The sequence below is a fragment of the Pseudomonas sp. 09C 129 genome (genome assembly GCF_002843625.1).
In the GTDB taxonomy this organism is placed as follows: domain Bacteria; phylum Pseudomonadota; class Gammaproteobacteria; order Pseudomonadales; family Pseudomonadaceae; genus Aquipseudomonas; species Aquipseudomonas chlororaphis.
The window spans coordinates 5,218,110-5,232,020 of sequence record NZ_CP025261.1 but is presented as its reverse complement, the minus strand read 5'-3'; the positions used below and the strand labels follow the sequence as shown (position 1 = coordinate 5,232,020).

Here is a 13,911-nt window from a genome sequence, read left to right as displayed (position 1 = left end):
GGGATTCCCTTATAAAGGGGAACCAAGCGCTGAAATAGAGGTCGCGGCGGGGAAGTTGTGTGGATGAAATCGCGAAGCCAGTAAAGCATGATGTTAATGTGACATCAATGCCTTTGCATGGCATTTTGTATGCGGGTCAAGATTCGGCGAATTGCGCCGATAACCCACGTTAGTGAATTCATCAGAACAAGCCCAGGAGTCATTACATGGCCGGCATTCTCGACACGGTAGATCAACGCACGCAACTGGTGGGTGAGAATCGCCTGGAAATCCTCATGTTCCGTCTGGCCGGGCGACAGTTGTTCGCGATCAACGTGTTCAAGGTGCAGGAAGTCCTGCAATTGCCGAAGCTGACGCTGATGCCCCAGCGCCATCCGTTCGTCTGTGGCGTGGTCAACCTGCGGGGGCAGACGCTGCCGGTCATCGATCTGTCCCAGGCGATCGGCATGCGACCGCTGGTGCCGGGTCCCAACAGCACCATCATCGTCACCGAGTACAACCGCTCGGTGCAGGCCTTCCTGGTGGGGGGCGTCGACCGTATCGTCAACATGAACTGGGAAGCCATCCTGCCACCGCCGACCAGTGCCGGGCGCCAGCATTACCTGACGGCGATCAGCAAGGTCGACGATCAACTGGTCGAGATCATCGACGTGGAAAAGGTCCTGGCCGAAATCGTTCCGTACAACGCCAAGGTGTCGCGCGACAAGCTCGACGATCCGGTGCTCGAACGTGCCCGCGGCCGTGAAGTGCTGTTGGTGGACGACTCCAACGTGGCGCTGTCGCAATTGCGCGACACCCTGGGCCAGTTGGGGGTGAAGATGCACATTGCCAGCGACGGCCTGAAGGCCCTGAAGATGCTCAAGGCCTGGGCCGATACCGGGGTCGACATGACCGACAAGCTGCTGATGGTGTTCACCGACGCCGAAATGCCGGAAATGGACGGCTATCGCCTGACCACCGAAATCCGCAACGATCCTCGTCTGCGCGGCCTTTATGTGGTGCTGCATACCTCCCTGTCCGGCAGCTTCAACGAGTCGATGGTGAAGAAGGTCGGTTGCGACAACTTCCTGTCCAAGTTCCAGCCGGACAAACTGGTCGACGTGGTGCGCCAGCGCCTGATGCTGGACGAAGTTCCCGCCTGACGGGAGCCGTGGCCGGAGCGACGCCTGCGCGGCAGCTGCTTCTTTGATTCGCGGGCCGGCTCGTATAAGGTTGCTTTCTTTGCCACCCGGGAGCTGGCCATGCGTCTCAGCGCGCTTTATCGATACCCCTTGAAATCCGGCAAGGGCGAGTCCCTGCAACAGGTCGCGCTGGACAGGCTGGGGCTGGAGGGAGATCGACGCTGGATGCTGGTCGATGAACCCAGCGGACGCTTCCTGACCCAGCGTGCGGTCCCGCACATGAGCCAGCTTTCGGCGCTCTGGAACGCCGAGGGAGGGCTGACCCTCAGTGCTCCCGGTTATCCATCCCTCGATGTGCCACTGCCTGGTGCGGATGCCCCGTTACGCGGCGTGACCATCTGGCGCGATACCCTGCGCGTACCGGATGCCGGCGACGAAGCCCATGCCTGGCTGAGCGATTTCATCGGCAAGCCGACCCGCCTGGTACAGGTCCCCCCGGAGCGTGCGCGCACCACTCAGGCCGGTTACGGCAAGGATGACGATCAGGTGGCCTTCGCCGACGGTTTTCCGCTGTTGCTGATTGGCGAGTCCTCCCGGGAAGACCTGTCCAGTCGTGTCGGCCGTCCCCTGGAAATGCTGCGCTTTCGCCCGAACCTGGTGATCGAGGGCTGCCCGGCCTTTGCCGAAGATGGCTGGAAACGCATCCGCATCGGCGATATCGAGTTTCGGGTGGTCAAGCCTTGTGCGCGTTGCATTCTCACCACCATCGATCCGCAGACCGGCGAGCGCAGCGCCGACCGTGAACCGCTGGCCACGCTGCAGCAGTACCGGGCGCAAGAAGGCGGGGCGATGTTCGGGCAGAACCTGGTGAACGATGGCATTGGCCGCCTGGAAGTCGGCATGCCGGTCACGGTGCTGGAATAGTCGGTGGCGCTGAAACGAAAAATGCCCGTATCGCCAGATACGGGCATTTTTTTATCGCCGAGGATCAGCTCCCGGAGGGATCAGCCGCGGTATTCGCACAGGTAGGCGGTGTCGACGGCCACTTTCAGCTGGAACTTGCTGTTGGCCGGTACGTTGAACTGGCTGCCGGCGGCAAAGGTTTCCCAGTCGTTGCTGTCAGGCAGCTTGACGGTCAGGGCGCCGGAAACCACGTGCATGATTTCCCGTTGAGCCGTGCCGAACTCGTATTCGCCCGGAGCCATGACGCCGATGGTGGCGGGACCTTCGGCCGTGCCGAAGGCAATCGACTTGACGGTGCCGTCGAAGTACTCGTTGACTTTAAACATGGGCGATTCCTCAAAAAGGGGTCAAAAAGGCCGGCCAGTATGCACAAGGCCTTCAGATGCGTCACCTGTTGCGCGGACGGATCAGCCGGGAAGAATCAGAGGCAATAAACGCGCCGTATTGCGGGCATCTTCCAGGGCGCGATGCTGCTGGCCGGTGAACTGCAGCCCGGCCAGTTGCAGCGCGCCGTTCAGGCCCAGCGGTCGTTCGAGGCGGCGGGCCTTGGCGAAGCGTTGCTTGAGGTTCATGTGCGGCAGTTGGGCGAGGGCGCTGTGCAGTTGCGAGCGTTGCCACTCCTGCAGCAGTTGCTTGCGATCGTAGTCGCCCCAGCTGGCCCAGCCCTCCAGGCGCGTGTGATGCTGGCCCAGCCAGCGTTCGAACAGCGGCCAGACTTCGCTCAACGGCTGGGCGCCGTCGATCTGGGCCTGGGTGATGTGGGTCAGTTCACGGCAGAACGGTGTCAGCATCGGCCGCCGCAGCGGGCGCACGAAGCGTTGGAAATGGTCCAGTTCACGCCCTTCGCGGTTCACCAGGGTGGCGCCGATCTCGATGATTTCCATGTCGGTCAGCGGCCAGCCTCCTTCGTCCGTGGTGGCTTCCAGATCAATTACCAACCAGTGGGGCATCACAGGCTCCAGCTTCAACATCCCGATGAGGCTTGAGCGTAGCCAAACCCGACGTCTGCGCCTAGCGGCTTATTCCACCTCCAGCAGAATCTGGCGGTTTTTCACCTGATCGCCGAGATTGACCTGCAGCCGCTTGATCACGCCATCGATCCCGGCCTTCAGCGGATGCTCCATTTTCATCGCCTCCAGCACCAGCAGCAATTGCCCCTTGCTGACGGTCGCGCCCTCGCTGACCAGTACGTCGACTATGGCGCCGTCCATGGGCGCCTTGAGCATGCCGCTGTGGGCGCCGGCCTGGCTGGCGATCGGCGCGTGGCTCAGGTCTTGAAGGTGCAGGCTGCCAGGACGGGTGAACAGCCAGAGCTGCCCGGCTTCCAGGGTGTAGGCGTAGCGGCGGCGGATACCGTCGATGGTCGCGCAGGCCCAGCGGCCATCCGTCTCCAGCAGCTGTACCTCGAAGCCTTGGTCGGCGTGTTGAATCCGCAGCGTTCCGGCCTGGTTATTCAGTTCAAGGTTCCATACGGCTTCACCCGAGCCCAGGCGATAGTGCAGCGGCACGCTGGCGTTGTTGCGCCAGCCGGCCAGCGCCGTGCCGTGACGCTGGGCCGCGTGCTGATAAAGCAGTGCCGCGGCCAGGGCCAGCTCGGCACCTCTTGGCGACTGGGGGTGCAGGCTTGGATCGTCGGCGAAATGTTCGGCGATAAAGGCGGTGCTGAATTCGCCGCTGGCAAAACCGGGATGGCGAAGCAGGTTCGCCAACAGCTTCTGGTTGCTCGCCACGCCCGTCAGCACCGTGTCCTCGACCGCGCGCAACAGCTTGCGACGCGCTTCTTCGCGGGTGGCGCCGTGGGCGATGAGTTTGCCCAGCATCGGGTCATAGAACGGGCTGACGCTCTGGCCTTCCAGCAGGCCGTGATCGATACGCACATCGGCACCCAGCGCCGGTTCCCAGCGCCGTACCTGGCCGGTTTGTGGCAGGAAGTCCTGCGCCGGGTCCTCGGCATACAGCCGCACTTCGATGGCATGGCCCTTGAGTTCGACCTGTTCCTGGCGCAGTGGTAACGGTTGACCGGCCGCCACCTGTAGTTGCAGGGCCACCAGGTCCAGGCCGGTGATCATTTCGGTGACCGGGTGTTCGACCTGCAGGCGGGTGTTCATTTCCAGAAAGTAGAATTGCCCCCGTGCATCGAGGAGAAATTCCACGGTGCCGGCACCGACATAATTCACCGCCCGGCCGGCCTTGAGGGCGGCCTCGCCCATGTCCTGGCGCAGCTCGGCGGTCATCACCGGACAGGGCGCTTCCTCGACGACTTTCTGATGACGGCGCTGGATCGAGCAATCGCGCTCGCCGAGGTAGATCAATTGGCCGTGGCGGTCGCCGAACACCTGGATTTCCACATGCCGCGGTTCGATCAGCGCCTGCTCCAGAATCAACTCGTCGCTGCCGAAGGCGTGCAGCGCCTCGGAGCGCGCGGTACGCACCTGGGCCAGCAGCTCATCGGCTCGCTGCACCAGGCGCATGCCGCGTCCGCCGCCACCGGCGCTGGCTTTGATCATCAGCGGGTAGCCGATGCGTTCGGCTTCGCGTTGCAGGGTCGCATCGTCCTGTTCCGCGCCCTGATAACCGGCGATGCAGGGGACGCCCGCCGCGAGCATCGCCAGCTTGGACAGGCGCTTGCTGCCCATCAATTCGATGGCCTCGGCGCTGGGGCCGATAAAGGTGATGCCGGCTGCCTCGCAGGCGTTGGCGAACTCGGCGTTCTCCGACAGAAAGCCGTAGCCGGGATGCAGCGCGTCGGCGCCCGTGCGCCGGGCCGCGTCAAGGATCGCCTGGCTGTTCAGGTAGGACTGTTGGACCGCCGCCGGGCCGATACGCACCGCCTCGTCGGCCATCCGCACATGCAGCGCATCGGCGTCGGCATCGCTGAACACCGCCACGGTGCGATAACCCAGGGCTTGGGCGGTGCGCTGGATGCGGCAGGCGATTTCACCGCGATTGGCGATCAGGATTTTGCTGAAGGCGGGCATGAGGTGGTTTCCTGAGATCGGTGGTGTTTGGTCGGGCATTTCGCGAGCAAGCTCGCTCCTACAAAGGCGTAGGCCAGTCACGGACCGGTAGGAGCGAGCTTGCTCGCGATGGGGCTCATGAGGCCCACGCCGGTTTGCGTTTCTGCACGAAGGCCATGGTTCCTTCGATGCCTTCGGCACCGGTGACGGCGGCGCCAAACTGTTCCGCCGCGCGATCGAGCAGCGGCGCCAGCGGTTCTTCAGCGCTGGCCAGCAACAGGGCCTTGGTCGCGGCGTTGGCCTCGGGCGCGCAGCACAGCACATGGGCCAGCACCTCATCGAGGCGCTCGGCCAGGGCCTCTGGGCCGTCTTCGACAAAATGCACCAGGCCCAGCCGTTCGGCTTCGTTGCCATCAAAGCGCGCGGCGGTCAGGGCCAGCCGACGGGCCTGGGTCAGGCCGATGCGCTTGACCACAAACGGCGCGATCTGCGCCGGCAGCAGGCCGAGGCTGGTTTCCGGCATGCCGAATTGCGCCTGATGATCGGCGATGGCGATATCGCTGACACAGGCCAGGCCGAAGCCGCCACCTAACACCGCGCCCTGCAGCAGCACGATCAGCACCTGCGGGCTGTGCTGGGCTTCCTCGAGCAGTGTGCCGAACGCCCGGTTCAGTTCCTGATAGGCACTGGCGCCCTGGGCACGGGCACTGGCCATGTCTTTCAGGTCGCCGCCGGCGCAGAAGTGCCCGCCGGCGCCCCTCAGGACCAGGGCGCGAATGCCGCGGTCATCGCGTACCGCCGCCAGCACCGCGCGCAGTTCGGCGACCATGTGCAGGCTCATGGCGTTGCGGCTGTCCGGGCGATCGAGGGTGATGTGCAGGACGCCGCCACGGGGCGCCAGCAGCAGGGTTTCGCAGGCGGGCAGGCGGCTCATTTTCTTTTCCCTGGCAGGATGCCCATGAGTTTGCAGATGATACCCAGCATGATTTCGTCGGCACCGCCGCCGATCGAAACCAGGCGCACGTCACGGTAGGCGCGGGCCACCGGGTTGTCCCACATGAAGCCCATGCCGCCCCAGTATTGCAGGCAGCTGTCGCTGACTTCTCGGCCCAGGCGCCCGGCCTTTAGCTTGGCCATGGACGCCAGGCGGGTGACGTCCTGACCGCGCACGTATTGCTCGGTGGCCTGGTAAACCAGGGCCCGCAGGCATTCGATTTCGGTGGACAACTCGGCCAGGCGGAAGTGGATCACCTGGTTGTCGATCAGCGCGCTGCCGAAGGTCTTGCGCTCCTTGCAATACTCGATGGTGCTGTCGACGCAATACTCCAGGCCCTTGATCATGTTGGCCGCGCCGAACAGCCGCTCTTCCTGGAATTGCAGCATCTGCATCATGAAACCCGCGCCTTCGTGGCCGATGCGATAGCGCTGGGGCACGCGCACGTTGTCGAAAAACACCTGGGCGGTTTCCGAACTGCGCATGCCGAGCTTGTCCAGGTGCGGGCTGAGGCTGATGCCGGGGCTGTTCATCGGCACCATGATCAGCGACTTGTTGACGTGGGGTTTGTCGTCCGAGGTGTTGGCCAGCAGGCAGATGAAGTCGGCGCTGGGGGAGTTGGTGATCCACATCTTGCTGCCGTTGATCACATAGTCGTCGCCGTCCTTGCGCGCGGTGGTCTTGAGCCCGGCCACGTCGGAGCCGGCACCGACTTCGGAGACACCGATGCAGCCGACCATTTCCCCGCTGATGGCCGGGCGCAGGAACTCCTCGCGCAACTCGTCGGAGCCGAAACGCGCCAGGGCCGGGGTGCACATGTCGGTCTGCACGCCGATGGACATCGGGATGCCGCCGCAATGGATGGTGCCGAACTCTTCGGCGGCGACGATCGAGTAGCTGTAGTCCAGGCCCATGCCGCCGAACTTCTCCGGCTTGGAGATGCCCAGCAGGCCCAGTTCGCCGGCCTGGCGGAAAATCTCGTGGATCGGAAAGCGCCCGGCCTTTTCCCATTCCTCGACATGCGGGTTGATCTCGCGCTCGACAAAGTTGCGCACCGTGCGCCGCAGTTCTTCATGTTCCTGGGTGAAGATCATTTTTATTGTTCTCCTCAAGTTGAGTGACGCAATCCCTGAACCTTGTTACCCCTGTAGCCGCTGCCGCAGGCCGAAAACACCGTCGTTGCGGAACTGCTCGCTGTCCCTGTAGCCGCTGCCGAAGGCTGCGATCGGCCCCGCAGGGGACGTGCTCTTGAGGCCCTAGAAGACCCTTCGGGCCTTATCGCAGCCTGCGGCAGCGGCTACCGGTCAGAACCGTGCGACGCCGAAGCTATTGGGTTGTAGCTGACGCACCTGCGCCTCGTGGCAGATATCCAGCAGATAACCCAGCAGGATGCGGGTATCCCGTGGGTCGATCAGCCCGTCGTCCCACAGGTTGGCGCTGCCATACAAGGCCGTGGATTGGCTGTCGAGTTTCTGCGCCGTGACCTGTTCCAGCATATCCAGCATCTGCGGATCGGCCGCCTGGCCCTGCTTGGCGTGCTTGGCCTCGGTGACGATGCGCAGCACCTTGCCGGCCTGGGCGCCGCCCATCACCGCGGTGCGGCTGTTGGGCCAGGCGAAGATGAAGCGCGGGTCCAGGCCGCGGCCGCACATGGCGTAGTTGCCGGCGCCGTAGGAGCCGCCGACCACGATCGTCAGCTTCGGCACCCGGGCATTGGCCACCGCCTGGATCAGCTTGGAACCGTGCTTGATCACGCCCTGCTGCTCCGACTCGGTGCCGACCATGAAACCGGTGGTGTTGTGGAAAAACAGCAGCGGGGTGCCGCTCTGGTCGCACAACTGAATGAACTGCGCGGCCTTGCTTGCGCCTTTCGGGGTGATCGGCCCGTTATTGCCGATAAAACCGCAAGGGCGTCCCTGGATCTGCAAATGGCCGCAGAGGGTCTGCTGGTCGAACTCGCCCTTGAACTCGAGGAAATTCGAGCCGTCGGCGATGCGCGCGATGATTTCCCGGGCGTCGTACGGCTTTTTCGGTTCGTCGGGAATCAGCCCCAGCAGCTCGTCGATCGGGTACAGCGGCTCCGCATAAGGCCGGGGTGGCTGCAGCGGCAGCCGGGCATTCCACGGCAGGGCTGCGAGGATTTCCCGCACGATGCGCACGCCGTCGCCGTCGTTTTCCGCCAGGTATTCCGCGGTGCCGGCCACCTGCGCATGCATCTCGGCGCCGCCCAGTTCTTCATCGGTGGCCACCTCGCCGGTGGCGGCCTTGAGCAATGGCGGGCCGGCGAGAAACAGCTTGGCCTTGCCGCGCACCACCACCACGTAATCCGACAGCCCCGGCTGGTAGGCCCCGCCGGCGGTGGCCGAGCCATGGACCACGGTGATCTGCGGCAGGCCCATGGCCGACATGCGTGCCTGGTTGGCGAAACTGCGCGCGCCTTCGACGAAAATCTCCGCTGCGTAATTGAGGTTGGCGCCGCCGCTTTCGGCCAGGGTCACCACCGGCAGTTTGTTTTCCATGGCGATCTGCTGCAGGCGCAGGGATTTTTTCAGGCCGCTGGGAGAGATGGTGCCGCCCTTGATCGCACTGTTGTTGGCCACCACCAGCACCCGCACGCCGCTGACGTAGCCGATGCCGGCGATCAACCCGCCACCGGCCTGGCTGCCATCCTTGTCGTCGTGCAGCTTGTAGCCGGCCAGGCTCGCCAGTTCGAGAAAGGGCGCGCCGGGGTCGAGCAGCAGATTGAGGCGTTCGCGGGGCAGCAGTTGCCCGCGCTTTTCGAATTTCGCCTTGGCCTCGGCGGCCTTGGCCAGCAGGTTCTGTTCCAGCTGGCGGATCTGCGCGATGCCGGCCAGCATCGCCTCGCGGTTCTGCTGGAACTGCGGGCCGTGGGGATCGAGCTGGGACTGTATGACTGGCATGGCTTATTTCCCGTCCTTGAGTGGCTCGTCCTTAAGCACGTCCGGTAGGTAGGCGCGGTGGAAGCCGTTGTAGGACTCGCTGTGGGACGCCTTGTGCAGCGGCCAGGCACGGCTACCCAGGCTGGCGGCGCCGTCGATGCGCAAGGTGCTGCCGCTGATGAAGGCCGCCGCCGGGCTGAGCAGGAAGACGATGGCGGCGCTGACTTCCGACTCGGTGCCGATGCGCTTGAGCGGTACGTGTTCGCGCAGGGTCGGGATCACCGCCTTGAACGCGCCTTCGTAGGTGTCCATGCCGCTGGAGGCGATCCAGCCCGGCGCCACGGCGTTGACCCGCACCCCGGCATGGCCCCATTCGAACGCGGCGGTCTTGGTGAAATTGTCCATCCCCGAACGCGCGGCGCCGGAATGGCCCATGCCGGGCATGCCGCCCCACATGTCGGCGAGCATGTTGACGATGCTGCCGCCGTGCTTGCTCATGGACTGGTTGAAGACTTCCCGGGCCATGAGAAAGCCGCCCACCAGGTTGGTGCGCAGCACGGTTTCAAACCCTTTCTGATTGATCGAGGCCAGGGGCGAGGGGTACTGCCCGCCGGCGTTGTTGACCAGGCCATGCAAGGGGCCGTGGTCACGGATCAGTTCGCTGACCAGGGCCTTGACCGCTTCCTCGTCGCGGATATCGCAGGCATGCCCGCTGGCCTGGCCGCCGTCTTCGGCGATCTCCGCGGCCACCTTGTGCAGCTTGTCCGCCTTGCGCCCCACCAGCAGCACCCGGGCGCCAAGGGCCGCCAGTTCATGGGCGGTGCAGCGCCCGATGCCGCTGCCGCCGCCGGTGACGACTAGGGTCTGGCCGGCGAACAGGTCGGGTTTGAAAATCGAGTCGTAGCCCACGAAAAGCCTCCTTCAGTTGACGGCATCAGCGATGCTCTGCGGCACCGGGATCTGGATTTCCAGCAACTGCTGGGCGAAGGCCTTGCCCTGCGGGTCGATGCGCAGGCTGGCGACACCGCCGCCACCGAGGGCGTTCTCCAGCAGGAAATTCAGGCTGTGGGTGCCCGGCAGGTACCAGCGCTGGACCCGGCCATGCACCGGGTCCAGCACATGGCTCATCCAGTCCACCACGACGGCGGGTGTCAGGGCCTCGGCGATCCACGGCAGGTATTCGGGGTCGCGCGCCATGACCCCGATATTGCTGTGGTTGCCCTTGTCGCCGGAGCGCGCCACCGCCAGCTTGACCAGCGCCACGCTGGCGTCGGCGCGGCCCACGGGGCTGGCCACGGCATGGGGCGCGGGCAGGGCGCTGGCGTCGAGGCTGTCGAGCTCGGGCAGCTCGACCCGGTGGCGCTGGCCGGCCATCTCGACTGCCAGAGTGCAAGCGCTTTTGTCGATCAGGAACGAGAACAGGCGGATCAGCGGATAGACCGTGGGCCGGCCGCCGACGATGCCGGTCAGGCCCGGGGCCATGCCGGTGGCGGCCTGGGCGATCTCCCGGGAAAACAGCACCAGCGCGCGTTTGTCCGGATGGCGCACGGCGAGCTTGATCACCACTTCGCGGCTGTCCTGGCGCTGGCCGTGGGGGCCATAGGTGGCTTCGCTGCCGAGCAGTTCGATATTGACTTCGCTGTAGGGTGCCCAGCCGCGTTGGTCGAACATTTGCGCAGTCTTGTCGACGATCGCCTGGCTGACCCGGCGCGCCTTGGCCACCGCGTCGATGCCGGCGATCAGGCAACTGGCGGTGCAGCGGAAACCGTCCGGGTAAGTGGCGCTGACCTTGTACTGGCCGGTCGGCGGCAGGCCCTTGGCGCCGTGCACGCTGACCGCATTCTTGCCCTGTTGGCGCAGTTTGACCTGGGTGAAGTTGCAGACCACATCGGGCAGCAGATAGGCCCGTGGGTCGCCGATCTCATAGAGCAGTTGTTCGCCGACAGTCAGCGGCGTGACCAGGCCACCGGAACCTTCGGGCTTGCTCACCACGAACTGGCCGTCGGCGCTGACCTCGACGATGGGAAAGCCGATGTGTTCGTAGTCCGGCACGTCGCGCCAGTCGGTGAAGTTGCCGCCGGTGCACTGCGCGCCGCATTCGATGATGTGCCCGGCGAGGGCGGCCTGGGCCAGTTTGTCGTAGTCGTGCCAGGACCAGCCGAATTCATGCACCAGCGCGGCACTGACCACCGCGCTGTCGACCCCGCGACCGGTGATGACGATGTCGGCGCCCAGCTTCAGGGCTTCGACTATCCCGGGGGCGCCGAGGTAGGCGTTGGTGGACACGCACATCGGCGGCAGCGGCGCACCGCTGAACATTTCATGAATGCCGCTGCCGCTCAGTTGCTTGAAGCGGGGTTGCAGGTCGTCGCCCAGCAGCACGGCGATTTTCAGGGCTACGCCGGCCTGGTCGCAGGCCGCTTGCAGGGCCGCGGCACAGGCCTGCGGGTTGATCCCGCCGGCGTTGCTGATGACCCGGATCTCCTGCCGGGCGATCTCGCCCAGCAGCGGGCTCAAGACCTCGACAAAATCCGTGGCGTATCCGGCAGTGGGATCCTTCATCCGCGCGCCGGCCATGATCGACAGAGTGATCTCGGCCAGGTAGTCGAACACCAGGTAATCCAGGTGGCCGCCCTCCACCAGTTGCGCGGCGGCGCTCGAGGTGTCGCCCCAGAAGGCGCTGGCACAACCGATGCGAAGGGTCTTGGTCATGGCTGGGGCTCTCGATAAAAGACTCGATAAAAAGACGCGATGACAGAACTGGATCGAGACTACCAAGCAAGCGCTTGGTTTGTAAACGTCGGAAATATCTTATTCCCAAGCGCTTGCTTGGTTGTCCCCACGGGCTTAAATTGCGCGCGCAAGCTCCCTGTTTCAGGGGGCTGCACCGCATAACGATCGAGCGAATGTAGGAGAGAGGCCGTGGACGAGCAAAAAGCCTTGCTGGTGATGCGCCAGCTGGTCGCCAACGGGCAACTGACCGATCCGGACAGCGCCCGCGGCAAGCTGCTGCAAACCGCGGCTCACCTGTTTCGCAACAAAGGCTACGAGCGCACCACGGTGCGCGACCTGGCCAGCGCGGTGGGCATCCAGTCCGGCAGCATCTTTCATCACTTCAAGAGCAAGGACGACATCCTGCGCGCGGTGATGGAGGAAACCATCCACTACAACACCGCCCTGATGCGCGCCGAACTGGCCGAGGCCGGCAGCGTGCGCGAGCGGGTGCTGGCGCTGATCCGCTGCGAGCTGCAATCGATCATGGGCGGCAGCGGCGAGGCCATGGCGGTGCTGGTCTACGAATGGCGTTCGTTGTCGGCGCAGGGCCAGGCCGACGTCCTGGCGCTGCGCGACATCTATGAGCGGATCTGGCTGCAGGTGCTGGGCGAGGCCAAGGAGGCCGGCTTTATCAAGGGCGATGTGTTCATTACCCGGCGTTTTCTCACCGGGGCGCTGTCCTGGACCACCACCTGGTTTCGCGCCGAGGGCAGCATGACCCTCGAGCAACTGGCCGAGGAAGCGCTGACCCTGGTGCTCAAGGAGCCGTAGGCCTCCTGCAAGTAGTTAATTCTTCAGTGGAAAGTTGTTGAAGCCAGGGAAACCGCCTAGCTTTAATGGCATTGCCCTGTTTCTTTATCTTGAGGTGAGTTGCCTTGATGTCTTCGCCAATGCGGACGGCTTTGCGAGTGCTGGTGTGGGGCCTGGCCACCCTGACGGTTTTTCCGGCCTGCGCTGCGCAGTTGGTACGCGTGGGGGCGGCGCATTTTCCCCCTTATACCGTGCGTCCCGAGCAGGGCGCCGACACCGGGCTGCTGCCGCAACTGGTGGACGCCTTGAACGCGCTGCAGAGCGACTACCAATTCGTACTGGTGCCGACCTCGATTCCCCGGCGTTTTCGCGATTTCGAGCAAGGCCGCGTCGACATGGCGATTTTCGAGAATCCGGCCTGGGGCTGGCAGAACATTCCCCACACCAGCGTCGACATGGGCCTGGAAGATGCCGAGATCTTCACCGCCCAGCGCGAGCCCGGCCGCGGCCAGGAGTATTTCGCCGACCTCAAGGGCAAGCGCCTGGCCCTGTTCAGCGGTTACCACTACGCGTTCGCCAACTTCAATGCCGACCCCAAGTACCTGGCCGACACCTACAACGCGACCCTGACCTATTCCCACGACAGCAACCTGCTGATGGTGCTGCGCGGTCGTGCCGACATTGCGCTGGTGACCCGTTCCTACCTCAGTGATTTCCTTTCGCACAATACCGACACGGCGCAGCAATTGTTCGCCTCCGATCGGATCGATCAGGTCTACCACCACTACGCGCTGATTCGCCCCATGGCGCCGATCAGCGGCGAAAACTTCGCCAAGTTGCTGGGGCGCCTGCGCGACAGCGGTGAATTGCTGAAGATCTTCGATCCCTACCGCATCGTGGTCATGCCACCGGCCAAATGAAGCCGCCGGCAAGGCGGCTTGCCTAAATTTCCCTGTGCGGCTCACGTCACTTGGTTGAACACTGATGACGCTGAGTCCGTGCCATGTCCTCTCTCGATACGCTGTCCGCTGTGGCCGTTGCCGATACCTGCCGTTGCGCCGCCGATCCCGCTGGCCTGCAACCGCTGCGCCTGGCCGGTATTGAAACGAGCGGTGCCAGCTGCGGGTCTGGCACGCCACTGCCGCCAGCGGGCAGCGAGGTGCTGCAAGCCTTGCGTGGGCAAGAAGGGTGGCGTGACGAGTGGATGGCCGGCTGGTTATCGACTCTGGTGCATTCGTTATGCCTCGACCACGGGCCGAGCGAATGGCTGGCCGAGGACGCGGGCCAGAGGCTCGAGCAGCAGGAGCGTTGTCTGCATTGTGGGAGAGCCTTCGATTTTTCCCACAAGCGCGCCGCCTTGCTGATTCTGGCGCAGGGGCGGGGGGACGGACGGCATCAGGCGGTCGAGAAGATCTGGCGGGAGCGTTCCTGTTCGCGGTAGCGCCGTGGCT

13 protein-coding genes are annotated in these 13,911 nt (G+C 64.4%); 5 read left to right on the top strand and 8 right to left on the bottom strand.

What is annotated here, in order from left to right; translation table 11 throughout:
- Positions 1–206: 206 nt before the first annotated feature.
- Both CXQ81_RS23165 and CXQ81_RS23160 read left to right on the top strand, forming a co-directional pair.
- Complete coding sequence (locus tag CXQ81_RS23165) at positions 207–1,142, top strand: chemotaxis protein CheV (protein ID WP_009044919.1); 936 nt, start codon at positions 207–209, stop codon at positions 1,140–1,142.
- Positions 1,143–1,241: 99 nt separating this feature from the next.
- Complete coding sequence (locus tag CXQ81_RS23160; protein ID WP_062825103.1) at positions 1,242–2,045, top strand: MOSC domain-containing protein; 804 nt, start codon at positions 1,242–1,244, stop codon at positions 2,043–2,045.
- 80 nt (positions 2,046–2,125) lie between these two features.
- Here the strand turns inward: CXQ81_RS23160 and CXQ81_RS23155 are convergent, their stop codons facing one another.
- The 8 genes from CXQ81_RS23155 to CXQ81_RS23120 all read right to left on the bottom strand — a co-directional run bounded on the left by CXQ81_RS23155 (position 2,126) and on the right by CXQ81_RS23120 (position 11,647).
- Positions 2,126–2,410, bottom strand: a complete 285-nt coding sequence (locus CXQ81_RS23155; protein WP_007930001.1) for a pyrimidine/purine nucleoside phosphorylase — start codon at positions 2,408–2,410, stop codon at positions 2,126–2,128.
- Positions 2,411–2,491: 81 nt separating this feature from the next.
- Positions 2,492–3,034 (bottom strand): exonuclease domain-containing protein, encoded by a 543-nt coding sequence (locus CXQ81_RS23150; protein ID WP_007930003.1) that lies wholly within the window; start codon positions 3,032–3,034, stop codon positions 2,492–2,494.
- A gap of 69 nt (positions 3,035–3,103) precedes the next feature.
- Positions 3,104–5,062, bottom strand: a complete 1,959-nt coding sequence (locus CXQ81_RS23145; RefSeq protein WP_101338688.1) for an acetyl/propionyl/methylcrotonyl-CoA carboxylase subunit alpha — start codon at positions 5,060–5,062, stop codon at positions 3,104–3,106.
- Between the two features lie 115 nt (positions 5,063–5,177).
- Complete coding sequence (locus tag CXQ81_RS23140) at positions 5,178–5,975, bottom strand: enoyl-CoA hydratase/isomerase family protein (RefSeq protein ID WP_101338687.1); 798 nt, start codon at positions 5,973–5,975, stop codon at positions 5,178–5,180.
- A complete protein-coding gene (gene atuD, locus CXQ81_RS23135; protein ID WP_101338686.1) occupies positions 5,972–7,129 on the bottom strand; it encodes a citronellyl-CoA dehydrogenase in 1,158 nt (385 codons plus the stop codon). Before atuD ends, CXQ81_RS23140 begins: the two co-directional genes overlap by 4 nt.
- Positions 7,130–7,339: 210 nt before the next feature.
- Positions 7,340–8,956 (bottom strand): geranyl-CoA carboxylase subunit beta, encoded by a 1,617-nt coding sequence (gene atuC / locus CXQ81_RS23130; protein ID WP_101338685.1) that lies wholly within the window; start codon positions 8,954–8,956, stop codon positions 7,340–7,342.
- A 3-nt stretch (positions 8,957–8,959) separates the two neighbouring features.
- Positions 8,960–9,844: an SDR family oxidoreductase gene (locus tag CXQ81_RS23125; RefSeq protein ID WP_007922898.1), complete on the bottom strand. Its 885-nt coding sequence runs from the start codon at positions 9,842–9,844 to the stop codon at positions 8,960–8,962.
- Positions 9,845–9,856: 12 nt separating this feature from the next.
- Positions 9,857–11,647 (bottom strand): acyclic terpene utilization AtuA family protein, encoded by a 1,791-nt coding sequence (locus tag CXQ81_RS23120; protein WP_101338684.1) that lies wholly within the window; start codon positions 11,645–11,647, stop codon positions 9,857–9,859.
- Between the two features lie 210 nt (positions 11,648–11,857).
- Between CXQ81_RS23120 and CXQ81_RS23115 the strand changes: the two genes are divergently transcribed.
- The 3 genes from CXQ81_RS23115 (at position 11,858) to CXQ81_RS23105 (ending at position 13,901) form a co-directional block, all read left to right on the top strand.
- Positions 11,858–12,481, top strand: a complete 624-nt coding sequence (locus CXQ81_RS23115) for a TetR/AcrR family transcriptional regulator (RefSeq protein WP_101338683.1) — start codon at positions 11,858–11,860, stop codon at positions 12,479–12,481.
- 107 nt (positions 12,482–12,588) lie between these two features.
- The gene (locus CXQ81_RS23110) at positions 12,589–13,380 is read left to right on the top strand and encodes an ABC transporter substrate-binding protein (protein WP_053262128.1); all 792 of its coding nucleotides are present in this window, start codon (positions 12,589–12,591) and stop codon (positions 13,378–13,380) included.
- A gap of 83 nt (positions 13,381–13,463) precedes the next feature.
- A complete protein-coding gene (locus CXQ81_RS23105; RefSeq protein ID WP_101338682.1) occupies positions 13,464–13,901 on the top strand; it encodes a pyoverdine biosynthesis protein in 438 nt (145 codons plus the stop codon).
- Positions 13,902–13,911 lie beyond the last annotated feature (10 nt).